Consider the following 26,207-nt stretch of genomic DNA (forward strand, 5'->3'; position numbering starts at 1 on the left):
TACAGCATAAAAACTCAATTATTCGTTAAGAAGCATACTGAAATGCCGTTCAATCCATTCTGGGCCAATCAATTCATAAGCATCGCTAAGAAAGTCAGCAAGTTCTTCTGGACTGAGTTCATGTTCAGAGCCAAGGGGTTCGATGTCATGGTGGAAGTAGGCGTTGAAATAACGCTCACAAAAGGTTACATAATCTCGTGTATGCAAAATAAAAACATGCCAGATTTTATCCAGTGTTAGTAACGGGCCAAACAGGTAAGTCGGTTTGTTAATGGTTTTACGAGAAGCATTTAACCACAGCCAAGCCAGAAAATCGGAGAACAGTTGTCGGCCTTTTTCATAGGAGAATGCAGCATGGTAATGACAGAAGTAACGAACCACTTGCTCATTTTCATAAGCAAGCAGCTCTTGGAGAGAAGGTAATTTCACCGACAACACGTTTTTTGTAACGAGTGTTGAGTTATCGTACGAACAAGGCGACAAATTATTTCTTCTTTGGACATAGAATTTCTCCATGGTAAGAATAGTGTATTTAAACACCAAACTAGTTAGGAATCAATCAAAATTAGACTGGGATAGTGCAAGAGCATGGCCGTCATTTTAATGTGCAAAAGAAAACCTGGTTGTCGCTAATGCGCTAACCAGGTTTGATGAGAACTAAGCTGCAGCTAAGAAAGAGAAAGAGAACTTTTTTCTTCTATCTCTTTGATAGCCTCATCAATTGTTCTAACACTTGCTGTCCTACCCCATGCCCCACTAAAAACCGAGTTATTGCGATGTTCACAGAATAAAGGTAGTTTTTTTGCTGTTTCCAGCATGTCAAGTTGCTTGTCAGCATTGTCACAGCAATTCACTTCAGCCTCTAAAGCTTTCAAAGCAAGCCCTCTGAATATTGATAGTGTCTTACGCCATGAGGTTGTATTTTTTAGGCCAAAGAAACTATCTAAACGAGGGTTGCGGTGCTCATTTAACGCTTCAATGTTTTTAATTTTCATGTAAAGGGAGTTAAATTCCTCTACAGAAAATTGTCTCTTGTTAACTTCTTCAAGCAAGATTTCCTGTTTTCTGAATTTTGTTTGTCCCTCGTCAATGGCAGCAAGGATACCAGAAATTTTATCTATCGTTGGCATTTTTACTTCACTTTCCCTTAAGGTTGATAACTTTGGTTCAGAAGGTACTTCTTCGACTTTGGGGTCAGGACTTTTAGTTGCAGGCGTTAAAGGACTTTCCTTTGATAGGCTTGGACTAACTTTGACTCTCAATCCTGCTTCAGTCACTTCAAAAGGAACATCAAACGTAGAAATAACTTCGGTTAGTTTAGCAAGCTGCTGTGACTCACTCTGTAAGAGTTTAGGATCCCCCAGTTTAGCTAAAAACTCCTTGGCTAATCCTTTTGTCTGCAGGGTGAAAAGCAAGGATGCAAAGGTATTTTTCTCTGCAAATGCTGCTTTTTGATACCATGGAAATACACGTTGCACAATTAAAGCCAAGTCATTGACGTCAATCACACCGTAAGATGTGGAGCTTGCTTGCAATCTATTAGCCTGAAAATCATATAAATCGTGATAAAGACTTAACATTGGAATCAAACAATCAACAAGGACTTGCTCATCCGTAGGATCGACAGGTGCAAACTCAGCGCCGGTAGTCCCTGTTAATAATAATTTGGGACCATACATAACCATCACAGCAGGCTTACCCACTTGATATGTATTCCTGTTAAGGAATTCAATGAGCTCATCCTGGAGTGGTTGAGGCAACTTATTAACCGCTTTTTCGATACTCCTGACAAACAAACGAGTATGCTCATCGTAAACGCCGTTTTCAGAGATGGTTTGTTGTTTGGTCTGAGCATTTGTTTCTGTCTTAAATAAATGACAACGTAGCATTTGTGCAACGCGTGTTTTAGCAAGAATAACCGTTTCTTGAGAATTTTCTAAAACCGCAATTTCTGGAATGGCTTTCGCTAGCTTTTGACGATAGCGATGATAGGCTTCACTACTGGCTTTTTCGCCCAATTGTTCTTGCGCTACTTCTAATAACGTTTCGTAAAGCAAATTAATCTTAATGTGAATTTCTGGACTAAAGCCACCAGTAATACTGGCAAAAGAATCAAGCGGTGCCGCACCAAAAATATCATAACAGTGATGAATAAAGATGAGCTTGGCTTTCTCTGAATCTTGCGCGTAAGCTTCGAAAAATAAATCCAGCCCTTTTTTAACACCGATAAATGGTATCTCTCCCTGAACAATTTGTGCGATGTTTGTTTCATTGCATAGAGAAATTAATTCATCACACACGGCAAATGTTTCTTTATCGTTTACTTCAGTGGAGGGACCTCCCCAGATTAAAAACTCAGTCAGGGAACATTGTTTTAGCCTTGCTCCTGCTGTTGCATACACTTCAAGTGCTGTATCGTGATCAACATGTTCTGTTGCCGCTAAAAAATCTTCCCTATGAACTTCTTGCAAAGCATTAGGTTCTAGTTGGTAATATTTATCTTCAATAGCAATAAAATAATTACCCTTTTCATTCATCCTGACCGCATTTTTAATCACATCTCCTTTACCCGCATCGTGATTCTTAATCACATCTCCTTTACCCGCATCGTGTATAGCAAGATGGAAGAGAAAAGCTTGTCGATAAGAAGGTTTTTGATCACGTAAACTTAATAAGGCTTTGTACTGCTCGGTCATGCCATAAATACCGCGCGGGAATGGGATAGTCAGATGGCCACTAAGTGCTGCGATGGCATATAACATGCTGTTCCCGGTACGCTTAAACTCAATGCCAAGTGTGCCTCTTTCTTTAAGCAATTCCCTTACCCTATCGGTGTATAAACTCATCAGCCGCAATTCATTCATTAATGCGGTTGTTAATGGTGAAAATTTCTTCTCGGGGGAAACTTGCAGCAAGGCTTTTTGCAAATTGGCTACCATGGGTTCGGTTAGCTCAAATTTCATTTTTTGCAGGGATTCGGCTAACTCTTTAATCCATTTCAGTAACTCTTCACTCAACATGGATTTATCATTTAATTGTTCGCCCCAGGTGATGAGGGTGCTTATGAAATGGTGAAAACCTTTCGCTTGCTGTGTAGTAAATTTAGCTATCGAGAACCCCGTATTTTCTGTACCTAAAATATATTGAATGTCTTCGCTTAGCAGTTCATCTTCCATCATTAAAGCGAGCTGGTTTTGTAACTCTTTAAGGCTGGTCAGCGTCCAAAGTGCTTTAATTTCTTGTTCAAGTGCTTGTAATACCGCAGGCTCGCTGTCAGCAGTTTGCTTTAATTCAAAAAGTCGTGCTTTCAACTGCAAAATAGTTTTATAACTGGCTTGTAATGAAGTGAATGCTTTTTTATTCTCAACGGGCAAGGCTTCTATTGCTAAAAAATGAAGCAGGGAAGTAAAGAAAATGGGATCCAGTTCTTTGCCGTAAGTAAAAAATTGGCCTTCGGTACCCAACTTGATATCGTTTTCTTCTGTAGCCACGGTAGAATCGATGACTACTCCTGTGGTTCCCACCATCCGGAAACTTAGCTGTTGGGCCAGGGCGTTTTCAACGCTGGTGAAAAGCATTTCTTTTTTCAGTTTCGGTAATTCAAGTTTTTCCCACTGCCCATGTTCAAGCAACACCGCCAACGTGCTAACCACGTCATGAGGCCAAAATCCATGGTATTTAGAATGTTTTAAGAATGCTACCATTGCAGACAATAACGATTCGGAATATTGTCCTGTATGGAGAGGATACGCACGGGCCATAATTTCTGAAAAGCTCGCTAACCAATTATTTTGATCATATTTGGGGAGGGTGCGGGTGGTTTCTGACACGACATGAAAACCATTGAGTTTCAGTATATTGATTATTGCTTCAGAGGCTTTATGCGGATCAGTAATGCGGGCATTATAAGGGAAATGCTTACTCGCTGTTCTTAATTCATAGTCTGCATCGGAATATGGTTTGTTATAACCCATCGTTGTCAGGCTGAAATTTTGCTGCTGCTCAGAGGGAATTGCAGCAATGAAATCACTTACGGCATCAAACCCTGCAATGCTAACCAATGTTGCGCCATCAGGAGTAGCGTGCTGTAGTTTTTCAACCCATACACTGGAATCTTTTAAGCCACACCCAGACCTATCGATGTCTGATTTAGAATAGTATTGTTCTATTTCTTCACCAGGATAAAAAGCAAAACTGTCTGTTTCTTGATGGTAAAATTTTTGTTTTTCTTGATCAAAGGAATAATAGGTTGTTTGAGGTCCCACAAGAATGGTTGGATAAGCTTCAGGAGGTAATTTTAATTGTTGCTGAAGCTTGGCAAGCTGCATGGTGAGATAAAGTGCCCGTAAGCCATATTGTCCTTCAGGATGCTGAATTCCTTTGTCGTCACAGGGTATTTCATCGGTAGTGACCAAATGAATGGGGGTATCCATTGGGATAATACCTGCTGATTTTGCTTGTAAAATACTGTGAATAGTCGCTAATAAATCATCGCCATCTTTGCCTGCATCCGTAAAAAAAACAATGGGCTTCACTACCTTCTCCTTAAATTTTTAAAAATAAAAGTGGCCATTTTTACCATACGGAATTTTAAAAATAAACAAAAAGTTTTAAGTTTACACTTCAATAATCAATTATTTCTATTGATATTATAAAAACATTCAATTTTACATATCAAATATCGCAAGCTACATTAAAGAGGACAATAAATAGTTAGGAGAATAAAATGATTAAGGTAGGGCAAAAATTTCCAGAATTTCATTTAAAGGCCACCGTTAGTAATGATGTGCATGATGCTTTTAAAGTTATTTCCAATGAAACCTATCAAGGCAAATGGTTGGTAGTATTCTTCTGGCCAAAAGATTTTACCTTTGTATGTCCAACCGAAATAGCAGAATTTGGCACACTAAATAGTGAATTTCATGATCGAGATGCACAAATCCTAGGTGCCAGCATCGATAGTGAATTTGTTCATTTAGCCTGGCGCAAACAGCACCCTGATCTGCATGATTTGCCTTTTCCAATGTTAGCTGACATAAAACGCGAGCTAAGTCAGGGTTTAGGCATTCTTGATGAAGAGGAGGGGGTCTCACAACGCGCTACTTTTATCGTTGATCCCGAAGGAGTCACTCGCTTTGTCATGGTCACTGATTTAAATGTGGGACGTAATCCACAAGAAGTGCTACGTGTGCTTGATGCATTACAAACGGATGAGCTTTGCCCTTGCAATTGGAAGAAAGGGGAAGAAACAATTCATATTGAATAATTGGTGAAGAGCGGTTTTGGCGCTATTGGCGTCAAGACCCCCAATAAAGGATAAAATTATGCTTGAGACAATTAAACAGCAATTACCAGAGTTTGCAAAAGACATGCGCATTAATTTAGGTAAGGTCCTTGATTTAACGCAAACGGATGGCTTGAGTGAAGAACAGGTTGTAGGTAGTGCGCTTGCTGTGGCTTATCATTTAGGAAAGAAGCAATTAGTGGACGAGTTACTGACTTTGCCCCACGCAGAGTCAATGAGTGAGAGCGCTAAACTTGCTGCAAGTTTAATGGCAATGACCAATGTCTATTACCGTTTTGTTCATTTAAGTGAGCAGCCTGAACTGGCGCAAATCCCTGCTGGATTACGTATGCAGGGCATGATGAATCCAGGGGTTGATCGGGCGACTTTCGAAGTGTTGTCGTTGGCGGTATCCATATTGAATGGTTGTGGTGCCTGTATTAGTGCCCATACTCGTCAACTTAGGGAGCATGGTCTTTCCGCACAGGCCCTTTCTCGCATTGGTCGCATTAGCGCTGTTATCCATAGTACTGTGGTAAGTCTTGACCTATAGATGAGAGGAGTATCCAATAGATATCAGCCTACTCCATAATTTAGATATACTTTTCTACGTCCGCGACCCTTGCCATAGAGCTCGCCACAAATCCCAAAAGCTAGATTCCGCGCATAAAGCGCGGAAGGTAGACACTTAAAGTAGAGAGGTAGGCATTTTGAGTAATTATGGGCCTGCTTGAATGTAATATCTATGGTGTATCTCTTGCCCACGTACCGTGCTTTATGCACCCACATCGGCTAGTTTGCGGAATTCAAAAAATTTACCCTCTATTTAATTGGCCCACAAGCGATTCGATCACCGCCACCGCCTAAGGGTGGATTATCACTGTAATTATCACCACCTGCATGGACCATCACGGACAACCCTTTAAGATCGCTTGTTTTTAATCGTGGAGCTAGAACAGGGGTAGTTGCACGTCCATCAGTTGCTACATATAACACCGGTAAATCACCTAAATGTCCGTTGCCATAAGGACCTTGATGGCTGTCGGTCTTTTTCGGATCATAGTGGCCACCTGCATGCTTTCCTTTATCACCACAATCGGCATGTTGATGTAGATGAAATCCATGCAGGCCAGGCGGCAATGCATCGAGGCTTGGGATAATCAATAAACCGTAATCGGTATCTTTAAACAGTACCTTACCGATTTCTTTATTGCCATTTGCTGTTGAATAAAGGATAGCCTCAGCCTGGCCGGCAAAACTAGAAACGCTCAAAAGAGAAGCGAGAAAAAAAGTAGGTAATTTATGCATTAGTGCTCCCTGCATTATTATTTTAAAAAATAAGATAGTAAACTATTAAAAGGGAGCAAACAAATGTTTGCTATTTGCTCTTTTTTTGCTCGCTCTTGCGATTAGTTTCTTTCTTATGGACGTCACAAACATCCTTTGTTTGCTCTGTATTGGGTGACACATCACAAATATTTTTTATGTCTTTGATTTCGGGGTGATCCTTTTTTTCGTGATTTTTCATAACTTATCTCCTGTCTGCACTTTAAGTATATTATACTTTAAGTTTAATTGTTTTTAGTGAGTACTCAATGGAATTGAAAATTGATAACACCCCTTTTAAATCGTTATTTCAGCCGCTTGATTTAGGTTTTACCCAGTTAAAAAATCGATTGCTTATGGGGTCAATGCATACAGGCCTGGAGGAAGATAAGGAAAACTTGCTACGTTTGGCCACGTTTTATAAAGAAAGAGCATTAGGAGGCGCTGGCTTAATTGTGACAGGAGGTTTTGCACCTAATCGTGCAGGTCGCTTAGCGCCTTTTGCCGCTAAACTAACGTCAACGAAAGAACAGCAGCGCCATGAACTCATCACCCAGACGGTGCACGATGCTGGAGGTAAAATCGCTTTACAAATTTTGCACGCAGGGCGTTATGGTTATCACCCGTTTGTGGTAGCACCAAGTAATTTGAAATCGCCTATTAGCCCTTTCAAACCCTGGGTCATGAGTAAGCGCCGCATTGTAAAAACCATCCAGCATTTTGCTCGATGCGCGCGTCTTGCCAAACAGGCGGGTTATGATGGTGTGGAAATCATGGGTAGCGAGGGCTATCTCATTAATCAGTTTATTGTGGCCCATACTAATCAACGTACTGATGAATGGGGTGGTTCTTTTACTAATCGTATGCGTTTCCCTGTTGAAATTGTACGCCGTGTTCGTGAGGCGGTTGGGGAAAAATTCATTATTATATATCGTTTATCAATGCTTGATTTGATTAATGAAGGCAGTAGTTGGGAAGAAGTTGTTCAATTGGCAAAAGCCATTGAAGAGGCAGGCGCCACATTAATTAATACCGGTATTGGCTGGCATGAAGCACGCATTCCTACCATTGCCACCCTGGTGCCCCCTGCGGCGTTTACCCCAATTACCAAAAAGCTTAAACCAGAAATATCAATCCCTGTGATTACTTCAAATCGTATTAACACCCCAGAGCTTGCTAACCGACTTCTTGAAGAAGGGATGGCTGATATGATTTCAATGGCAAGACCTTTCCTGGCTGACCCACAGTTTCCCCAAAAAGCAAAAGCGGGTGATACAAAAGCAATTAATATATGCATCGCTTGTAATCAGGCTTGCCTGGATCGGGTCTTTGTCAATAAAACCGCTTCCTGTTTGGTCAATCCTCGCGCCTGTAACGAAACCGAGTTGGTTTATGAAACAGTGGACCAACCCAAACAGATTGCGGTAGTAGGTGCAGGCCCTGCGGGATTGGCATTTGCTGCTGTTGCAGCGGAGCGTGGTCATAAAGTGACACTCTTTGAAAAAGGTGAGGTGCTGGGAGGACAATTTAATTTGGCCAAAAAAATTCCCGGCAAAGAGGAATTTCAGCACACCATTAATTATTTTACCCATCAATTGGAAAATTTTCAGGTTGAGGTGCGCTTAAAAACCCAAGCTACCAAAGAGTTGCTGGCAAGTTTTGATGAAATTATTCTGGCAACCGGTATTGCCCCTCGCATTCCCGATATTGAAGGAATTAACCATGACAAAGTCATGAGTTATATTGAGTTGATTCAGGGGAGAAAAGCACCAGGAGAACGAGTAGCAATAATTGGTGCAGGTGGTATTGGTTTTGATGTGGCTGAATTATTAACGCATAGTGGCAAGGAGCATGAAAAACAATTCTACGATGAATGGGGGATTGACATTCAGATGGAACATCGAGGCGGATTAAAAACCCCGCAAAAAACACCAAGCTCGCGCCAGATTTATTTATTGCAGCGCAAGAAAGAAAAACACGGTAAAAATTTGGGTAAAACAACGGGCTGGATTCATCGCCTGAGTTTAAAACATCGCGATGTTAAAATGCTTTCAGGTGTCCAATATGAACGAATAGATGACGAAGGTCTGCATTTACATAGGAATGAAAAGAAAGAATTGCTTCATGTCGATTCAGTTATTGTTTGTGCCGGGCAAAAGGAATTACGAGAGCTCTATGAACCATTAAAACAGGAAGGTAAATCGGTCCATTTAATCGGCGGGGCATTTAAAGCATTGGAATTGGACGCAAGACATGCCATTAATCAGGCTTGTCGGCTGGCAGCTATTTTATAATATTAGTCATTAATACAGGGCGATAACAGGCTTACTCTTAAGTCCCACATTCAGGAGATCCTTCAAGCGACTATGTCGCTTTCAGGATGACGTGTTTGACCTGTGGAGAAATCTTGTCGTCAATTCATGACGAAATGTAACATTCCCAAAGACTTCGATACGTTAAGGTGGATTGACGTGTTTGAGGTGTGGTGCTATTTTACATTTCGTCAATTTTTGTAAATGATCTGTGGAGAAATCTTGTCGTCAATTCATGACGCAATGTAAACATTCCTAAAGACTTCGATACGTCATCCTCAAAGCGACATAGTCGCTTGAAGGATCTCCTGAATGTGGCACTAGAACTTCCGTGTAGATTCTTTTCCAATATTTGCTCCGATGAGGGCTGGGCACTCGCAAAGATGAGATTTTGTCCTGTGCATAAACTAGGGAGTGATTAATTGCTCGTATTGAATAACTGCTTCTAATCCCTTATATTTTGTCTCTCCTCATGTAAGAAATGGATTTTTCATGTCACGTTTTCCTAAACTATCTTTTTTGAGCCTTTCATTATTATTTGCCAGCTCTCAAGTGCAGGCTGAGTTTCATCCCAGCCTTTTTCCCTTTATGCCTCGAGTGTTAGGCGAGGGTTTTTTTGGTGACGAAACACTGGGGGAAGCGGACGCGCTGGTTCCTCTTTTCGGAAACCATGGCGGAATCTTCTACATTGATGGCCTGGGCAAGACAGGCGATGATGATGGTTATTTAGGAAGTATTGGTGGCGGTTATCGGGGTATTTATGATGACCGTTTTTTATGGGGTGCCTATGTATTTGGCGATTTTAACCGTGTCGCGCGAGGACCTCATTTTCCGGTAGTAAATCCTGGTTTGGAGTTAATGACCAATTACTGGGATATTCATGTGAACGGGTATTTCCCCACTTCTCCTAAACAAAAAGTTGAAGGAAGATTTTTAGGGGAGCAATTAGGTACGACGCAATACATCAGTTTTACAGGTCATAATCAATTTGATAATTTAATTAACCTGGTAGAAGAAGTAGGAAACGGGGTAGATGGTGAAGTAGGTCTCACATTGCCTGTCTTTAGAAACCTTCGCTTTTATACCGGTGGTTATCATTTTTCTTTTAAAGAAGCACGGGATATTAACGGCATTATTGGTGGTGTTGAAATGCCACTGAACAATTATTTTACCGTGTCGCTGCGCGATAGTTACGACAGGGTTCAAAGAAATACCGCACAACTGGGCATTCGTCTCACACTTGGGGCAATGGAAAAAGGCGAACAGCCTAAGGTAGAGGATCGCTTGCTTGATCCGATTCGACGCCATTTAGGTACCTGGAATACTGGCTCTGGTATCCCTAGTCAACAGGCTTACGTCAATACTGGGGTTCGCGTACTGACTCGCGATAATATCTGGTTTTTCAGTAGCGCAGGCACTCCCTTTGTGGCAGCCAATGGGTTTAGCAATTGTACTTATGAGAATAATTGTTTGGATACGTCCTTTAGCCAAACCACGGTAGATGCAATTGATGCAATTTCACCCGCTGCAAATCTTTATCTGGGCCCAGGTAATTACGGCACGTTCAGCGGCACCTCTTTTTCATCCTCCGCTGTGGTGCAACAGGCCGATTTCCTGACCAGATTAGCATTAAACCCAAGACAGTCTGTGTATGGACGCAATGGCGACTTTACTCTGACGCAATTAAGGGCAATAAGTGGTGGTTTTACCCTTTCCGGAGGTAATACCTATGACTCTATGCTCCTCCTGAATGATAATAGTGAATTTACGGATGGAATTCGTATTACGGGGGGTGATGTAACGATTTCAAATTCAGTAATTGGCACCAACAGTAATGCGCTTGGTTTTAGAAACGCGGTGATAATGAGCGCTGAAGCGAACTCAAGCATATCCAATGTTACTATTGAAAATAGCCGCCTGGAGGCTTTTGTAGATAATACGAACGATGTCAATGTTACCGCCTCGGGTGTGATTATTTTCAGTGGAAGTGGTGTCAGACTCGTCAATAACATCATCAATGTAAATGCAACCCAGCGAACAGCAAATACGGTAACAGGTCGAGGTGTAGTATTATCAGGAGGTGAAGAGAAAGAACTGAATAATGTACAGGTAAATGTTAACGTACGAAATTTAGCGGGAGGGGATGCGAATGCTCAAGGGATTTCTATTGCTAGCATGAATCTCACGAACCCTGTTAACATAAGAAATTCTACATTAAATACGAATGTCATTAGTACTGGTAATGGAGTAAATAGTACGGCCACAGCAGCAGGAATTACTGTTAATAGCGGTAGCCCCGTTATTATTAATTCAACACTAACTGTTGATAGTTTGAACCAAACAACAAACGGAATCAGTCTTTCAACTGGAATAGATGCAACAGCAGGGTTTGTAAATGCTGCAGGAATAGAAATTACAAGTAGTGCTAACTCAGCTAATATTGCAACCTCTAATGGAATAAACACATCAGCAGCTACTGTAAATTTTGCAGGAATGGATATTACAAGCATTGCTACCTCGACTAATACAGCAACCTCTAAGGCGTTAACGGCCTTCGATACTTTTATTAATGAGGTTACAAGTAGAAATGGAACCTTCTTGCCATCAACATTTACTGCGCAGGCAAATGGTACTCAGGTAGCGCTTGCTAAAGGGGTAGAATTAAGTGATAGCCACTTTGACAATAATATTACCAGCAATAGGCGTATTGGTACGCACATGACTTATAATGTCGCAGCTACAGGAAACAATGCAAGGGCTGTCGGCGTTGAGGCTGTTAATTCTAGCTCTGCTGTTTTATTTAACTCAGCACTGAGTGTGACCTCCAATAACACACCCGGAATTAATTTTTTAAGTTCAGAGAATAGTGTGATTCGAGATTGTTCCTTTTTTGGTTTAGCTCTCACCGGAACTTGTCCTGTAGTCGGGAAGTAGGAAATTTAAAAGGATGTAATGAATGAAATTTGATGTCTTGGTGCTTGGTGGTGGGATTATCGGCGTATCAGTGGCTGTGCATTTACAATTGCGTGGTCGCTCCGTCGCCTTGGTTGATGTAAAAACCCCGGGTAGTGAAACCTCCTTTGGCAATGCGGGGTTAATTCAGCGGGAGGGCGTTTATCCCTATGGGTTTCCAAGAGAACTTTCCTCATTAATTAAATATGCCTTTAATCGCTCGCCTGAAGTAAGATATCATCCGCGTACGTTAGTGAAATTAGCCCCTTTTCTATGGAAGTATTGGTTCAATTCACACCCTTTGCGACATGCTGAGATTGCGAGTTCCTATGCCAATTTAATTGCGCACAGTGTAAGCGAGCACCATAAGCTCGCAGAGTTAGCCGGAGTAAGTCATCTAATAAGGGCAGGGGGATGGTTTAAGGTTTTTCGTTCTGCAAAAATACAGGATACAGAAACTAAGTTTGCGGAAAAATGCCGAGAGGAACACGGCATCAAGTTTGAAATTCTTAATCCCACTTCATTACGGAAGCTTGAACCAGCGCTTGATAACTCTCTGCTAGGAGCACTTCATTATACGCAGTCTGAAGCGGTAATTGATCCTGGTGCTTTGGTTAAAGCCTATGCTAATTACTTTGAACACCTTGGCGGGCGTTTCTTCTTTGGAAATGCAAATACCTTGGCGAACCAGTGGGCAGTCGACACAGAGCAAGGCATCGTGAAGGCAGATACAGCAGTCATTACCTTAGGCCCTTGGTCAGATAGTCTTCTCTCTCGTCTGGGTTATCGTTTCCCGCTCGCGGTGAAACGGGGTTATCACATGCATTATGAAGCAAAAGATGGTGCAAAATTGACTCATCCTGTTCTGGATATAGAAAATGGTTACGTGATAGCCCCAATGACACGCGGCATTCGACTGACTACCGGTGCTGAATTTGCGGCAAGAGATTCCAGAAAAACACCGGTGCAACTTAATAGTGTAGAACCCATTGCACGTACACTATTTCCTATCACCAAGCGCCTTGATGAATTGCCCTGGATGGGATGTCGGCCTTGTACGCCTGATATGCTGCCTATCATTGGACAAGCCCCTCGCCATACTTCCCTCTGGTTTGCTTTTGGTCATGCACATCATGGTTTGACGTTAGGACCGGTGACTGGTCGTTTACTTGCTGAAATGATGACCGGTGAGGATTTAATTGCGGATCCCTTGCCATTTAGTCCTAACCGTTTTCATTCCTATAAAAGCAGGCGTATACCGCAAAGGATGGCACATTCTAAAAAAAATTTTAATTAATAGATATATGTATCTGCAAGACAAAACCTGGCAGCGCGTCATTGCGAGCGTCAGCGAAGCAATATAGTACGATTTTTGAACAAAAATCTGTTCTGGAATTGCTTCACCTTGTCCGCAATGACGGCATAAAATTTGATTTTTGTGCAAGATAGTAATTTCATTTAAAATAACTCGTTTTAAACTATCTGCTGCGGCCTTATCCTAGACATCTTGTCATCATTCCAATTGGTTTTTTAACATTGCCAAAGTTTCGTGCTGAAAGCCTTTTCTATTAAGCCTTACTTAACAAACCGAATGTTACTATTGCCATGTTTAATTAATGCGCAAATTGCATTTTGTTTGGAGCTTTTCATGTTACCTGTTAATCAAATTCAAGAGTCACTCACTGAGCACAAAGCGATTCAAGAAATGTTAGATACCGAAAAAACCTATAATGAATCCTTGGCTCGTTTACTTGAAATACCGGCAGCGCGAATGCCTGATAATGAGCTTTTCGCCAAACTGGGGGTTTATCTTCCGCAATTAAAAAACGTGTCTGACATGTTATTACTCAATGTAACGATGTCTTTGAAAGACGATGTTGATTCATCTTCCCTTAATCAATTAAAAATTCAGCGAATTCAATTGCTCAAGGCTTTTTTCACTTTATATCGGGAGTATGCAAGCTGGTATGAAATCTATGTGAAAGAAACGTCAGGCAACCCTGCCGAATTTGATGAATTAAGTATTTATCTTTCGGAGAGTTATCCGGGCAAGCTTGGTCTGGCTGATTACCTTATCCAACCGCTGCAGCGTGGTCCTCGTTATAATCTTTTGGTGACTGCAGCCATTGACTATAACAATAAATTAGCAAATGAAGATCCAGCTAAACTTTCTGAGGTAAGTATTGCTGATTTGGTAAAGGCAAAAGAACTGATTAAAGAATACTTACTGGCAGCCAATTCTTCCATGTCAGCCGCTTCCTCTTCCTCATCGACTGCTGCTAAACCTTACCAATTTGGTGATTATACGCGTGCAGCGTTCGCCTTGCTTGGCGAATACATGGAAAATAAAGAAAGCACTGAGGCGAAAGAGGGGGCAAAAGCTTCAAAAAGTAGCAGCCGTAGTGCTGGTATTTGGTGTTCAATATGGCCAAGTAAACCTAAACCGCAATCTGAAGTAACTACTTCCTCGACAGCAACCCTTGAAAACGAGATTGATTCGGAAGCGGATGAATTTGTTTTTATGTAATAGAAGATCAATAGCAAACTGCCACCTTAGACAGTTTGCTATTGATTTTTAATAAACTTAAATGGAAGGGGGTGAAAATCGCGTCACATCAAAGGCGAGTAATTTGAAGTAATCGTATGACATATAAAACTCACCGTAATCACCCACAGAATCACCCCAGGAATTACGTAAGGTTAACAACCCTTTATGTTTTTTTCCTTTGTCGTCAACAGCCACCGCATTATCATCATATCCTGTAATAATCATTTCATGTGCATCTTCTACGTTGTCGACATCCTTTGCTATTTCAGGGGTTAAAACCCAACTGTCTTTGGCAAACCAGGTATTATGCTTACCCACTGCACCTACAACACCCAGATCAGTCCTTGGAAGCAGGACTGCAAAAACCAACCTATCTCCTGACTCAAGCGCTCCTTTAACGTCATTTAAAGTCTTAACAGGATCATTTTTTTGATATACATCAGACCAATTGACAACACTGCCGAAAATAAGTTCACTCATTGAGCGATATTTCTCAGGTTCAATAAACGAATTGGGGTTGTGGGATGAATAAGTAGGGTATTCTTTTAGGCCACCACACCCTTTTGTTTTTTGATTTTTTTTGTTAACTACCCCATATTGTTCCATTTGATTAATGACAGAAATCGCATAGCTGCCATCCCATCCACTTAAACCATAACCATGTTTCTCTAGATAACTACCGAGCTGGAGATTACAGACCTGACTAATGTAATCCCCTTTGTTCATTATTGCATCAAGAGCACCCGTCACGGCAAAAGTCACACAGGTTCCATGTATACCTTGGTCAAGCACGGGAACTTTATTCATTCCCAGTTGTACTTTGCTGGGTGGGTTTACTGCGTGCATTGAAAACTGGCGAGTATGCTGCAAAGCTTCTTTCGCACGATTTTTTAAACGAATTTTTTCTTGCTCTGATAATTGAACCTGTAGTAATTGAATTCTTTTAGCGATAGCGTTATCAGATGCACTATTTAAGGATACGTTCGGTTTTGTTTGTTTTAATAGATGTTCCTTTGAGCCAATAATAGTAATATTCTCCGCCCAAGCACTGCTGATAATAAATAGGGCCACAAAGGTTGTAGTCAGTCTTTTAAGTCGCATGAGATTTCTCTTAAATAGTCAGAATGAGTGGAAAATTATCAACCATTTTTGTTTTTTATGTCAAAAACTATTTTTTATAAATAAGAAGGGATATTAGGTTTCCTGCAAAATTAAACGAATCACTTATGTTTCCATCGAACAGAATACAAATCATGACGCCTGTCTTTAAGATTAAGAACAGTACCTTGATTGCGTACAATCTCTAAATTATGCATGCTTAGATCGGCAAAACAAACCATTTCAACATTCGGCGTGGTATCGGCAGCAATGCCATCCCGCGAAAATGGAAAATCGCAAGGTGTAAAAATACTGCTTTGTGCATACTGAATGGCCATGTTGGCGACGCCAGGCAGATTGCCTACATTGCCTGCCATAAGAACATAACATTGATTTTCAATGGCTCTCGCCTGGGCACAATAGCGAACGCGCATATAAGCTTGTCTCTCATCCGTACAAAACGGCACAAACAGCAGCTTGGCCCCTTGATTGATAACATGTCTGGCTAATTCTGGGAATTCACAATCATAGCAAATTAATACAGCAATAGGGCCACAATCTGTCATAATCGTAGTTAATTGATCGCCCCCATGAATATTCCACCAATAGCGTTCATTAGGGGTAGGATGAATTTTATATTGTTCGTGGACTTGTCCGTCTCGTAAGAAAACATAAGCCACGTTATAAATCATATCTTCCGTTTTGGTAGGGTGGCTTCCCCCGATAATATTAATATTGTATTTAACAGCAAGCGAAGACATTAATTCTAAATAAGGTTCTGTATATTCAGTCAGTTGTAAAATAGCTTTATCCGGACTTAAGTCAACATTTTGGATGGATAATAATTGCATGGTAAATAGTTCGGGGAAAAGAACAAAATCGGCATAATAATCGGCAACCACATCAACAAAATATTCAACGTGTTGAGAAAACTCCTCAAAAGACTTGACTGGCCGTTGCATGTATTGCACCACACTTAGTCTAACTTTATCAACGATTGGTTCGGGTGTGATTTTTTGTTTGGACTGTTCTGTAATCATGGCAATGGGTGTATACCAGACTAAGTGAGCAGCGTAGCCCATCGATTGTCTGTCATTAGGAAGGTAGTTGGGGAGTACACTAATGAGTTGAAAGTCATTACGCAACTGAAATGACAATACAGGATCCCTGACTTCCTTGTTGATGACAGCACTGACATAATCATTCACATTAGGATATTTTTTATGCTGTTTATAGTAGCGGGGAATTCGACCCCCAAAAACAATACCTTTTAAACCTTCAAGCTGGCATAATTTTTTGCGGGCCGTGTACAATCTATTACCAATCCGTAACCCACGATACTCTGGATGAACGCAAACCTCCATCCCGTACAAAAAATCGCCATTGGGGTCGTGGCGAGAAGCAAAACCGCCACCCGTAATCTCATTCCAGGTATGGGGCTGAAGGGCTATATCACCACTAATCTTAAATGTTGCGCAATAGCCTACGATTTGGTCTTCATATTCAACAACAAACTGGCCTTTGGGAAAATGATGAATTTGTCCGCGAAGTGCATCGGGCGAATAAGTCTCCATATTATCTGGATAAGCCCGCGCAACTAACTTGCGTATACTTGGAATGTCACTAATGTTAGCATTACGGACTACTACAAGAGGTCGCTTTATTACATGTTCAGTCATTAGACCTGTTCATCCTGAATCTTAGTTTAGTATTTGTTCTAATGTAAGTATATCAAAAATGTCTCATTATTTTACAAATAGATTGAGTTTTCGCCTCAAAGGTCTTATAATAGTCACTCGTAGCGTAATGATTTACGGGTGGCGCAAGTAATCACAATGGGTGAAGAAGAATAATTTCGTGCATCATCTTGTTTATTTTGCTATTATACTGCGCTAATTTTTTTCACAAATTTAGCACGCCACATTGACTCTTTTTTGGATTTTCTATGACACAAGAATTATTAAACTTTACTGCCCTCAATCTATCCGATACATTACTAAAAGCACTTGAGGACATGAAGTTTAAAACGCCCTCACCGGTACAGGCACAAACGATCCCTTTACTTCTTCAAGGACGGGATGTAATTGCCCAGGCCCAAACGGGTACAGGTAAGACGGCAGCGTTTGCACTACCTATTTTACAGCGCATCTCTGTCAATTCGCAGGCAACCCAGGCTTTAATTCTGGCACCTACACGCGAACTAGCCATTCAGGTTGCAGAGCAATTTGAGCTGTTAAGTACCCGTATGAACCACGTATCCGTTGCCGTTCTTTGTGGTGGGCAAGACTATCGAAGACAATTAAAGCAATTACGGGATGGCGCTCAAATTGTCGTTGGGACTCCAGGACGTATCCTTGATCATCTCGACCGCACTACATTACAACTAGGCAATTTAAAAACTTTTGTGCTTGATGAAGCAGATGAAATGCTAAGAATGGGCTTTATTGAGGATGTGGAAACAATCCTGGCTAAATTACCAACAGAAAAACAAATCGCTTTATTTTCAGCAACAATGCCTACACCAATTCGCAAAATAGCAAATAGTTACTTAAATAATCCTGCATCGGTAGAAATTCGTTCAGAAACCGCGACTGTAAAAGCAATCGAACAGCGATTTTTGTTTGCCTCAGTGGCTCAAAAACCTGATGCCTTGTTACGCGTATTAGCTGTCGAGGATTATCAAGGGGTTATCGTATTTGTGCGTACTAAGAGCAGTACGGAAGAAGTAGCTCAGTTGCTGCAGCAGCAAGGACATCGCGCCATGGCCATTCATGGTGATATAACCCAGAGTTTACGTGAGAAAGTGATTGCTCAGTTTAGACAGGGTAGCATTGATATTTTGGTAGCGACTGATGTGGCTGCACGAGGTTTGGATGTGGAGCGTGTGACTCATGTTATCAACTATGATGTTCCTTTTGATTGTGAGACTTATGTTCACCGTATCGGAAGAACGGGTCGTGCCGGGCGTAGCGGCGTTACTATCCTATTTATTACCCCTAAAGAAGGGCGCATGTTAAATACTATTGAGCGTCATACCCGACAACGTATTGAAAAAATTATTGTGCCCAATGATTATATGATTCAGGTGGCAAAACAAGAACGTTTTATGGCTAATATTGCAACGCGCCTGCAGCATGAGTATTTGCCGTCTTACAAACATATTATTGAAGAATTTTTAAAACAAAACCAAGCTTCCGCCGTGGATGTTGCAGCTGCATTGGCTCTTCTACTGAATCAGGATAAAGCCTGGAAAACTGAATTGCCCAAACCTGTGCGTGCGGCTAAGGAAACTCGTCATTTTGAAAAAGAGAGGGATTTTAAATCTAACAATCGTAGTAAATCTGATAGGAAAAGTAGACAGTCCCGTGAAGATTACCCGCAGGAGTTGTTTCGTTTAGATGTAGGACGCATTCATGGAGTAAAACCAGGTAATATTGTAGGTGCGATTGCTAATGAAGCGGGCTTGGAAAGTCGTTATATTACTGGTCTTAAGATTCATGACGATCATTCCACAGTACGATTACCACAAGGCATGAATAAAAAAGTCTTCCAAGATTTGAACAGCGCACGGGTGTGTGGTCGTCAACTTAAACTTACCTCTTTGGGTAGTGCCTAACCTGATAACAATCCTTCGCTTTGCTCCCAAAGACGTACGTCATGTCGAACGAAGTGAGACATCTCCTGACACAAAGGGGATCCCTCACTTCGTTCGGGAGGACGGAAAATTGCTCAGAATTCAGGACGAATCATCTTTACAGTAATTGCAGTGATAACTGCAGCAGCAGCCATGCCCCCGAATAAAGCATAGCGATTGTTTAAGAGTGATCCTGTTTGAGAAAGTTGGTGTAGTTCTTGGTTAATTCTTTGCTCAACTTTCTCAAAAGGCTTACTTGGATCCACCTGTGCAATGAGTTTAGGAATACGTCTATTTTTAAGTAAATCGATACAGGATTGATTGAATTGCAGCGTTTCTTCATTGTCAGCATAAAATGCTAATGTTGTTTCCCTTAAAGCTTCTGCTACTGCTGCACTAAAAAGACGCGCATCGACATTAGTCCACTTACCAAGCCCCAATGATAAACAAGCATAACGTTGGGGGTTTTGGTCGTTCTGCTCAAAATCGGCCTGTGCTTTTAACAAATGTTCCTTGTCTTTAAGAAGTGCTAATAATTTTGTATAAAAAATTAAAAAAAATTGGCGTTGAGGCTCTGTCATAAAAAATCCTTTTTAAAATTGATGGCTTATGTAGGGGAAAAACTATTGTAATAATTTTGAATGCCTCATGTCTTCAATAAAAGCGTGATGTAAAAATTGCTAATTTACGCATTTCTCTATATAATCCGACATTTTTCTATGGAAAATCAACTGATTAGGTGGCAGATGAAAACCTTATTTACCTTTTTTATCCTTCTTTTTTCAGGATTGGTAGCTGCAAAACCTTTAAATAACATAGTTGTATTTGGTGATAGTTTATCGGATAACGGCAATCTCTATGAATACATGCATCAAAAATTGCCCCAGTCTCCACCTTATTATCAAGGACGTTTCACGAACGGGTTAGTGTGGGTTGAACATCTAGCTGCTTCCTATTTCTCCAATTCTTCCAGCCATTTTTTTGATTATGCTTTTGGCGGTGCGGGTATCTCCGAAGATCCTGATGACGATGTGTTATTTACTTTAAGGAAAGAAATTGATACTTATTTTCTGGCCCATCAAAATAAAGCGGATGCAGATAGCTTGTTCATCATTTGGATAGGGGCTAATAATTATTTGGGCATTCCGGATGATATGGAAAAAGCGCTTAACGAAGTAAACCAGGGGATTACCCATGACTTGCAGCGTTTGGCAAAAGCGGGGGCAAAGCATATTTTAATTGTAAATTTACCCGATTTGGGAAAAACACCCATCGCTCTTGCATTTGATTCAACAGAGAAACTCTCCTATCTGGCTAATCGACATAATGAATTACTGGCTGCGAGTATCAACAACCTCAAACAAGAATTTCCAGAGATTCAGTGGCTTCTCTTCGATGTCAATCAAACACTAAGTGAGTTAGTGGTTTATCCTGAAAAATATGGATTTACGAATATTACTGACACCTGTTATGAAGCAATGGTAGAAAAGCCATCCCATCGAGCTATTCTTCATATGGCAGCAAAAATTAAAGCCAAAAAGGAATTGGATGCTTGCGATGGATTTTTATTTTTTGACCCGGTGCATCCAACCGGACCAGCTCACAAAATTATGGCTGAACATGCCAAAGCCTTTTTAGACGCTGAAGGCATAGAATTTACTGAGTAATATTCCTCAACTAGCCTGATTAATCAGGCTAGTTCTCTATTTTTGCTTTCTCACCGCCACTAATAAAAAAACCATAGAGTAGGCAGGAAATTTGCTTAGCTTACAAAACATCAAACATAGAGATAAGGGCTATGCAATTACTCCTAGGCTTTTGTTTGTTGTTTTTTTTAAATTTTGCCGAAGTTGAGGCGGCAAGTTTGGATATTCTTGTCAATCAGCAAAAAATTGTACTGCCTTATTGGCATTATAAAGGAAAAAAACAACGTGGCGCTGTTGTGCTTATTAATGGCGAACAAGACAGTGAAGGTTCCGTTCTGGCAAACAGCTTAAGTAAGGAATTGGCAAAACATGGTTGGTCAGTGGCATTGCTCAATACAAGTTTACACATTCCTGTGCCTTGGACTGAGCAGTTGCCGGAAACGCTTTCAGCCCTTCGTCAAAAGAACAATAAGCGAATAGTAGTAATACATTATGGTTCACAGCTAGAAAAATCTGTCAATTATTTTACAACACCACAATCCAAACGAGTCAGTGGTTTGATTTTACTGTCGGCATTTGACCAACCTGAAAATAAAGGATTAATAGATTTAATCCAAAAAATACCCTTTCCTTTATTGGATATAACTGGACAATTTGATTATACCCCCGTATTGGAACAGGCTTCATTACGCCAATTTTCTATAAAAAATGAGCGATATTTGTATCGGCAACTCCCGGGGGCAAGCCATGACTACGCTTATAGTAAAAAGACTCTGGTGACTAACCTCAACGGTTGGATGAAAAAATTAAGGACTGAAAGGCCTGTGAAGGCCCCTATCATTCTGGATAAATCAATTCCCAATTCACATCGATAAGCATACAGGTTTTAATAATTTGTTAAGAACTTTTTTCTATAATAATAGAATAATCAGTAGGCGAGCGCAGAAGCATGGCTACATTTACAACCTTTTGTTTCGGGACAGGTGAATCCCGACGCATGCCGCTTAAAAATATTATTTCCCAATTCTCTGAAGCCTGCGAGGGTGATTTTGCTGTATTTGATGGACCGTCAGCATTGGGAAAAGAAGTTGAATCAAACAGTATTGAAGCAACGCGGCAAGTCCTTAAATGGTTAGAGAACCAAACTACCACCGATAATAATTTGAATTTAGCGGGTTTTAGCCGTGGCTCGGTGACTTGTATTAGAATTGCTAACGAATTAAAAAAGTTAGAACTTTATCTTGAGCACTACTCAGACACTTTAAATGATCGCCAGCGTCTATTATTGGATAAATTAAAAGGATTAAAAATTAATATCTTTGCCAATGATCCCGTAGCCGGCCTTAGTGATAAATCAGTGATTGAGTCTAGAGTTATTCCAAGTAATGTCAAAAATTATGTCGCAATTTTGCAACGTGATGAAATGAGAAAGGACTTTAAACCTCAAGACATGTCCAGAGCTATTGTAGCTTCCGAGCAAACCAAGGTTTCCATGTTGCCTATGTATGGAAACCACAGTGATAATACCAAGCATAAATCCGACAAACTGGGAAGTGGGCCTAAAATAATTTGGCAAAGTCTTTTCAGTTTTCTGACGCAACATGGAACGCAATTTAAACGAGGTGCCATTCCTCAAATAAGCAGGAATGAGGGACCTTATATTGATATAAAACCTGTAAAAGATAGTGCCCAACTTCTAAGTGGCTTTGAAGAGCATCATGCTCAAAGAAACGATTACTTAAAATCTGGCCAAGTGGTTAAATTACTTGATGGTATACCTGTTCCTAGAAAAAAGCGCTCACTAAACAATCATCTTGAATTTTATGTGAGGGATTCTAATTTTTTTATAAATCAATTAGAAAGAGAGGTATTTAAGGTCACCTATCCACAGGTGTTTAATTATTTGTTTGAACAAAACCAAAATGATCCCAGGTTCCCAAAGAGAGCTAGCGATGAAAGCGAGCACCGCCTCGAAGTAATAGAGGAGCTCAGAAGTATAAGGGAAAAGCATCCTAAGCTTTTTGCGCGTTTGGCTTCACGGGGCGTAGCTGTCGATAGGGAAAATAACATCATTCTAGGACAGCCGCATGGAAAGTATATGCTTGAAAGTTGTCAAACACTGCAACAAATGTTTCCTGGTATGGTTCCTGATACCATCAGAGAGCAAAACCATATTTTTGGCCCATTGGAGCGTCTTGAAAAAGACGTTTATCGCATGGTGTTTCGATACTTGAGGGAAAAATCAGAATTTTCCCCTTTTTCCGCCCGTTCGCGTTCTACTCTAGCGATTGAAATTAGAGAGCATATACAAACGATAGTAAATGAGCCAATAAAAGACCAAGATAATTATTCAGCAGAACAAATTGCTCAAATAAAGCAAGAACAGATATTAGATTATCTTGAAAAAGAATATATCGAGCTGGTTAAATCGAATAGCATGTCAGAACTTTGCCCAATGTTAAAAAAATTGCTACATCGCTATGGCCAAGACTATGTAATACAAGAGCAAAAATCCATCCTTCGTTCAGCGGCGGCTTCTGCATCTTATATTGCCTTTAGTCTAGTTAAAGAGGCGGTTGGCCTTGTACTGAACCTTGGTTATATTGGGGGCGGAATGCTCAGCGTTATAGGTACGTTGCTTCAAGATATGGGTAAGCGCCTCTCTCATATAGTAGGAGGTTTCGGTTCCAATATTGCCTTAAATATTGTTAAAGCCCCATTCTTGGCGATTTCAGCCCTTTTACAAGGCGTTGGCTTTGTTATTAGACAATCGTTTGGTCTTAAACCCTTGGCTAAGTTAGCAGATGATGGCATTCGTTTTTTAAGGGACCAAACCTCTGCTGCGATTTTGGGAACTGAAGTGATTAAAACAGAGAGTAGTTCACCACATAAAACGAACCAAAGTAATGAGTCTCCTGAGTCTGCAAAAGTAGGTAAAATCAAGTTTTCCGAATTTAAAGAAAAGTTTAACAAAGTGAATGAAGAAAAGAAGGATCCCCTCCTAGATACTGGTACATCAGACGAAATAATTCCAACCACTTAAACCTGGTGTAGTTCGTTGTCCTTTTCTTTTGTACATGAAAATGTATCCCACGTCCTACCAGGTGGAATCCATTGTCAACATAAGAACTTCTTGCTTTTAAAGGCTATATGGATTTTGCCTAGTGGTTAAGCCTGAAGTTTAATTCTAAGCTCAAATACATCTGCATTAATACGAACCCGTCCTGTGGTAAAAGGAAGCTGTAAGCCATTCATAAATAAATAATTTCCGATTAATGTTTTGGAAAATACATGGCCATACAAGAACTCCAATGTTGTTAACTTAGAAAGATGATAATCAGTTGCCAATCCAAGAAAATATTGGGTGTCGGAAGGGAAGTTGATCGTACGAAGATGGTCGCGTTCAGGACCATTATCAAGCAGTCCAATCAATGTCAGCCCTAAATTTTCACTATATTGCTGCCGTACGGCTGCTGAATAAGCCCAGGAAGGATTGTATTTCATGGTGAACGTAAAATTTGGTCCGGCGGGCGGGGGGGCTGCTGTATTTCGGATGCGCGCAAATTGATTGGCATTCCACTCAGAACAAAAAACCTGAAGGCTTGCAAGCCATTTTTGATTAAAAAGATGCGTGTAGTGCAATATTGTAGTTGCAGGCATGCGGAAATTAAAGCTTAAGTCCGTGCTGACATTACCGTTTAAAATACTTTCACCACGCGTTTTTTGTTTAATCGCAGAATAATAGGTTGCACCTAAAAAATTATTGGAGTTGGCCATAAAATAGACTCCTGCGTTATAGCCAATTCCAAATCCTGAAGTGCGATTAATAAACATGGCATAATTTGTTTGACTGACAGGTAAAGCCCAGTTGGTTTCATTGTCCTTAAGAAAGTTAAAATTTAAACCGGCCCCGATATTGAGTCGAGGTACAATGTTATAAGAAAAGCGTGGGCTGACATCAACATCCGTCATTAAGGTTTCTGTGGCTGCATAGCGGGTAAACGCATCCAATCCATAAATTAAATTTGAATGGAAGGGTTGAGTCACATCGACACCCCATACAAGCTTTTGGTTAATTCGTGAAGCAATACGACCATAAGGTAAGAAACTAAACCTTCTTGAGGCACTTACACCACTGTCATATTGAAATGTATTTAAATTTAAAACACTGCCTGCAAACCGCACATCGCCATAGAATCCTGTACCCCCAATTAAAAACTCATTTTTTTTTACTTTAAAAAGTTCTGCAGGATTGCTATAGCTTATCCCTGCAAAATATTGGAGAACATTCGCATAACTACCAAGGCTTGAGATACTTAAAATAATAACTAAAGGATAGCGCATAATTCATTCTACTTAGGTGGGATACAAGCGATCTTACTTGCATCCCGATTTAATTAAATTACTGCGGTTGTACCGTAGTTGTGGTTGAAGGCGATATGGTACCACTATCCGGCATTACCTGGGGTGAGGTTGCAGGGGCATTGACATTGCGGGGCATGGCTATCATTTGCATGATACCCAAATCACCAGAAACTTTGCGGCCCACGACTAAATTTACAGTGAGAGGTTGCGTCAGCTTTTCTTTATTATTTTGGTAAACTACTTGCACAGGCAAGCTAATTTTCCATTGGTTTTCTTTCACTTCCGTAATTTGTCCTGGACCACTAATCATACTACTTACCATTAATTGCTGAGACTTAATGGCATTAAGATTTCCTGATTTTTGCAAAGCATCATTAAAGCCCTGCCAACCCAAATCTGTATAGCAGAGTTTAAGCGCCGCAAGCTGTGAATCCATCGTGTTATAGTCAAAATCAAAGGACTGGACGGTTGCTTTTTCTGCCCATTTTAATACCAGTGCTTGATCTACCGTTGCGACAGAGGGAGGAATGCGATAATTACAATCAAGAGGGTCTGTCGTTTTAACCGCCCCAGGCTGTGCATTTTGTGGGGTTGGATGAGTGACCGTTGTTGTGGTCGTTGTTGTTTGGGTAGCAGCAGGTACTGGTTGAGTATTTACAACATTACCCGTTGTAGTTGTAGTTTGACTCGTTGAGTCCTGGGTTTGAGTTGTTGACACGGCACCTTGAGAGCTTGATGTGTCTGTAGCTGGAGTTGGTTCTTGAGTAGGTGAGGGTGTATTTTGTGGTGTTGGCACGCCTTGCGGATTGGGCACTTCCGGACCTTGCGGATTTGGAACTTGAACGCCACTACTCGTTGGAGCAACGGTTTGGGAGGCCAATCTTTGTTTCTGTATAGTATTTGTTTCAGTAACAGCATCATGCATAGGCATACTATCTTGTATGGCAGCTACCAGATTCTCACGGGTTTGCTCAGGGCTTTCAGCATATACCGAAGTACATAAAATACTTATTAATCCTGCATACAGCATGGATTTATTCAT

General features: G+C 40.8%; 19 protein-coding genes. 10 read left to right on the forward strand and 9 right to left on the reverse strand.

Annotated features, from left to right (window positions below; genetic code table 11):
* Positions 1-18: 18 nt before the first annotated feature.
* Positions 19-429, reverse strand: coding sequence for a glycine-rich domain-containing protein (locus Ljam_RS00675; protein ID WP_238583667.1), 411 nt, complete (start codon positions 427-429; stop codon positions 19-21).
* A gap of 239 nt (positions 430-668) precedes the next feature.
* Positions 669-4,535, reverse strand: a complete 3,867-nt coding sequence (locus Ljam_RS00680) for a hypothetical protein (protein WP_058448216.1) — start codon at positions 4,533-4,535, stop codon at positions 669-671.
* A 191-nt stretch (positions 4,536-4,726) separates the two neighbouring features.
* Between Ljam_RS00680 and Ljam_RS00685 the strand changes: the two genes are divergently transcribed.
* Together Ljam_RS00685 and Ljam_RS00690 are read left to right on the forward strand one after the other, a co-directional pair.
* The gene (locus Ljam_RS00685; RefSeq protein ID WP_058448217.1) at positions 4,727-5,266 is read left to right on the forward strand and encodes a peroxiredoxin; all 540 of its coding nucleotides are present in this window, start codon (positions 4,727-4,729) and stop codon (positions 5,264-5,266) included.
* A 58-nt stretch (positions 5,267-5,324) separates the two neighbouring features.
* Positions 5,325-5,837, forward strand: a complete 513-nt coding sequence (locus Ljam_RS00690) for a carboxymuconolactone decarboxylase family protein (RefSeq protein WP_058448218.1) — start codon at positions 5,325-5,327, stop codon at positions 5,835-5,837.
* A 269-nt stretch (positions 5,838-6,106) separates the two neighbouring features.
* Here the strand turns inward: Ljam_RS00690 and Ljam_RS00695 are convergent, their stop codons facing one another.
* Positions 6,107-6,592: a superoxide dismutase family protein gene (locus Ljam_RS00695; protein ID WP_058448219.1), complete on the reverse strand. Its 486-nt coding sequence runs from the start codon at positions 6,590-6,592 to the stop codon at positions 6,107-6,109.
* A 70-nt stretch (positions 6,593-6,662) separates the two neighbouring features.
* Positions 6,663-6,812, reverse strand: coding sequence for a hypothetical protein (locus Ljam_RS15020; protein ID WP_156411899.1), 150 nt, complete (start codon positions 6,810-6,812; stop codon positions 6,663-6,665).
* A gap of 67 nt (positions 6,813-6,879) precedes the next feature.
* Between Ljam_RS15020 and Ljam_RS00700 the strand changes: the two genes are divergently transcribed.
* The 4 genes from Ljam_RS00700 to Ljam_RS00715 all read left to right on the forward strand — a co-directional run bounded on the left by Ljam_RS00700 (position 6,880) and on the right by Ljam_RS00715 (position 14,401).
* Entirely contained in the window at positions 6,880-8,904 is a 2,025-nt protein-coding gene (locus Ljam_RS00700) for an oxidoreductase (protein WP_058448220.1), read from the forward strand.
* 510 nt (positions 8,905-9,414) lie between these two features.
* Positions 9,415-11,856, forward strand: coding sequence for an inverse autotransporter beta domain-containing protein (locus Ljam_RS00705; protein WP_058448221.1), 2,442 nt, complete (start codon positions 9,415-9,417; stop codon positions 11,854-11,856).
* Between the two features lie 22 nt (positions 11,857-11,878).
* A complete protein-coding gene (locus tag Ljam_RS00710; protein WP_074881696.1) occupies positions 11,879-13,171 on the forward strand; it encodes an NAD(P)/FAD-dependent oxidoreductase in 1,293 nt (430 codons plus the stop codon).
* Positions 13,172-13,522: 351 nt separating this feature from the next.
* The gene (locus tag Ljam_RS00715; protein ID WP_058448222.1) at positions 13,523-14,401 is read left to right on the forward strand and encodes a RhoGEF domain-containing protein; all 879 of its coding nucleotides are present in this window, start codon (positions 13,523-13,525) and stop codon (positions 14,399-14,401) included.
* 57 nt (positions 14,402-14,458) lie between these two features.
* On the opposite strand, the gene Ljam_RS00720 is transcribed toward Ljam_RS00715, so the two are convergent.
* Together Ljam_RS00720 and Ljam_RS00725 are read right to left on the reverse strand one after the other, a co-directional pair.
* A complete protein-coding gene (locus Ljam_RS00720) occupies positions 14,459-15,523 on the reverse strand; it encodes a C1 family peptidase (RefSeq protein WP_058448223.1) in 1,065 nt (354 codons plus the stop codon).
* Positions 15,524-15,642: 119 nt separating this feature from the next.
* Entirely contained in the window at positions 15,643-17,199 is a 1,557-nt protein-coding gene (locus tag Ljam_RS00725) for a bifunctional GNAT family N-acetyltransferase/carbon-nitrogen hydrolase family protein (protein ID WP_058448224.1), read from the reverse strand.
* Between the two features lie 266 nt (positions 17,200-17,465).
* Here Ljam_RS00725 and Ljam_RS00730 point away from each other — a divergent pair, with 266 nt between their 5' ends.
* Positions 17,466-19,136 (forward strand): DEAD/DEAH box helicase, encoded by a 1,671-nt coding sequence (locus Ljam_RS00730; protein WP_058448225.1) that lies wholly within the window; start codon positions 17,466-17,468, stop codon positions 19,134-19,136.
* 113 nt (positions 19,137-19,249) lie between these two features.
* Here the strand turns inward: Ljam_RS00730 and Ljam_RS00735 are convergent, their stop codons facing one another.
* Positions 19,250-19,735 carry a hypothetical protein gene (locus tag Ljam_RS00735; RefSeq protein ID WP_058448226.1) on the reverse strand — a complete coding sequence of 162 codons (486 nt, stop codon included), beginning with the start codon at positions 19,733-19,735 and terminating at the stop codon, positions 19,250-19,252.
* Between the two features lie 165 nt (positions 19,736-19,900).
* Here Ljam_RS00735 and plaA point away from each other — a divergent pair, with 165 nt between their 5' ends.
* The 3 genes from plaA (at position 19,901) to Ljam_RS00750 (ending at position 23,843) form a co-directional block, all read left to right on the forward strand.
* A complete protein-coding gene (gene plaA / locus Ljam_RS00740; RefSeq protein WP_058448227.1) occupies positions 19,901-20,821 on the forward strand; it encodes a GDSL family lysophospholipase PlaA in 921 nt (306 codons plus the stop codon).
* Between the two features lie 131 nt (positions 20,822-20,952).
* Positions 20,953-21,675, forward strand: a complete 723-nt coding sequence (locus Ljam_RS00745) for a type 1 periplasmic-binding domain-containing protein (RefSeq protein WP_058448228.1) — start codon at positions 20,953-20,955, stop codon at positions 21,673-21,675.
* A gap of 74 nt (positions 21,676-21,749) precedes the next feature.
* A complete protein-coding gene (locus tag Ljam_RS00750; protein WP_058448229.1) occupies positions 21,750-23,843 on the forward strand; it encodes a DUF5621 domain-containing protein in 2,094 nt (697 codons plus the stop codon).
* Between the two features lie 125 nt (positions 23,844-23,968).
* Here the strand turns inward: Ljam_RS00750 and Ljam_RS00755 are convergent, their stop codons facing one another.
* Together Ljam_RS00755 and Ljam_RS00760 are read right to left on the reverse strand one after the other, a co-directional pair.
* Positions 23,969-25,144, reverse strand: coding sequence for an OmpP1/FadL family transporter (locus tag Ljam_RS00755; RefSeq protein WP_058448230.1), 1,176 nt, complete (start codon positions 25,142-25,144; stop codon positions 23,969-23,971).
* 58 nt (positions 25,145-25,202) lie between these two features.
* A complete protein-coding gene (locus tag Ljam_RS00760; RefSeq protein ID WP_058448231.1) occupies positions 25,203-26,207 on the reverse strand; it encodes a DotI/IcmL family type IV secretion protein in 1,005 nt (334 codons plus the stop codon).

This window comes from Legionella jamestowniensis (assembly GCF_001467745.1).
Classification (GTDB): domain Bacteria; phylum Pseudomonadota; class Gammaproteobacteria; order Legionellales; family Legionellaceae; genus Tatlockia; species Tatlockia jamestowniensis.

Excerpts from the sequence above, each read along its gene's own strand:
- Ljam_RS00745 (WP_058448228.1), top strand. The coding sequence starts at position 20,953 with ATGCAATTACTCCTAGGCTTTTGTTTGTTGTTTTTTTTAAATTTTGCC.
- Ljam_RS00720 (WP_058448223.1), bottom strand. The coding sequence starts at position 15,523 with ATGCGACTTAAAAGACTGACTACAACCTTTGTGGCCCTATTTATTATC.
- Ljam_RS00685 (WP_058448217.1), top strand. The coding sequence starts at position 4,727 with ATGATTAAGGTAGGGCAAAAATTTCCAGAATTTCATTTAAAGGCCACC.
- Ljam_RS00705 (WP_058448221.1), top strand. The coding sequence starts at position 9,415 with ATGTCACGTTTTCCTAAACTATCTTTTTTGAGCCTTTCATTATTATTT.
- Ljam_RS00755 (WP_058448230.1), bottom strand. The coding sequence starts at position 25,144 with ATGCGCTATCCTTTAGTTATTATTTTAAGTATCTCAAGCCTTGGTAGT.
- Ljam_RS00710 (WP_074881696.1), top strand. The coding sequence starts at position 11,879 with ATGAAATTTGATGTCTTGGTGCTTGGTGGTGGGATTATCGGCGTATCA.
- Ljam_RS00700 (WP_058448220.1), top strand. The coding sequence starts at position 6,880 with ATGGAATTGAAAATTGATAACACCCCTTTTAAATCGTTATTTCAGCCG.
- Ljam_RS00730 (WP_058448225.1), top strand. The coding sequence starts at position 17,466 with ATGACACAAGAATTATTAAACTTTACTGCCCTCAATCTATCCGATACA.
- Ljam_RS15020 (WP_156411899.1), bottom strand. The coding sequence starts at position 6,812 with ATGAAAAATCACGAAAAAAAGGATCACCCCGAAATCAAAGACATAAAA.
- plaA (WP_058448227.1), top strand. The coding sequence starts at position 19,901 with ATGAAAACCTTATTTACCTTTTTTATCCTTCTTTTTTCAGGATTGGTA.
- Ljam_RS00760 (WP_058448231.1), bottom strand. The coding sequence starts at position 26,207 with ATGAATAAATCCATGCTGTATGCAGGATTAATAAGTATTTTATGTACT.
- Ljam_RS00735 (WP_058448226.1), bottom strand. The coding sequence starts at position 19,735 with ATGACAGAGCCTCAACGCCAATTTTTTTTAATTTTTTATACAAAATTA.
- Ljam_RS00695 (WP_058448219.1), bottom strand. The coding sequence starts at position 6,592 with ATGCATAAATTACCTACTTTTTTTCTCGCTTCTCTTTTGAGCGTTTCT.
- Ljam_RS00715 (WP_058448222.1), top strand. The coding sequence starts at position 13,523 with ATGTTACCTGTTAATCAAATTCAAGAGTCACTCACTGAGCACAAAGCG.
- Ljam_RS00750 (WP_058448229.1), top strand. The coding sequence starts at position 21,750 with ATGGCTACATTTACAACCTTTTGTTTCGGGACAGGTGAATCCCGACGC.
- Ljam_RS00690 (WP_058448218.1), top strand. The coding sequence starts at position 5,325 with ATGCTTGAGACAATTAAACAGCAATTACCAGAGTTTGCAAAAGACATG.
- Ljam_RS00725 (WP_058448224.1), bottom strand. The coding sequence starts at position 17,199 with ATGACTGAACATGTAATAAAGCGACCTCTTGTAGTAGTCCGTAATGCT.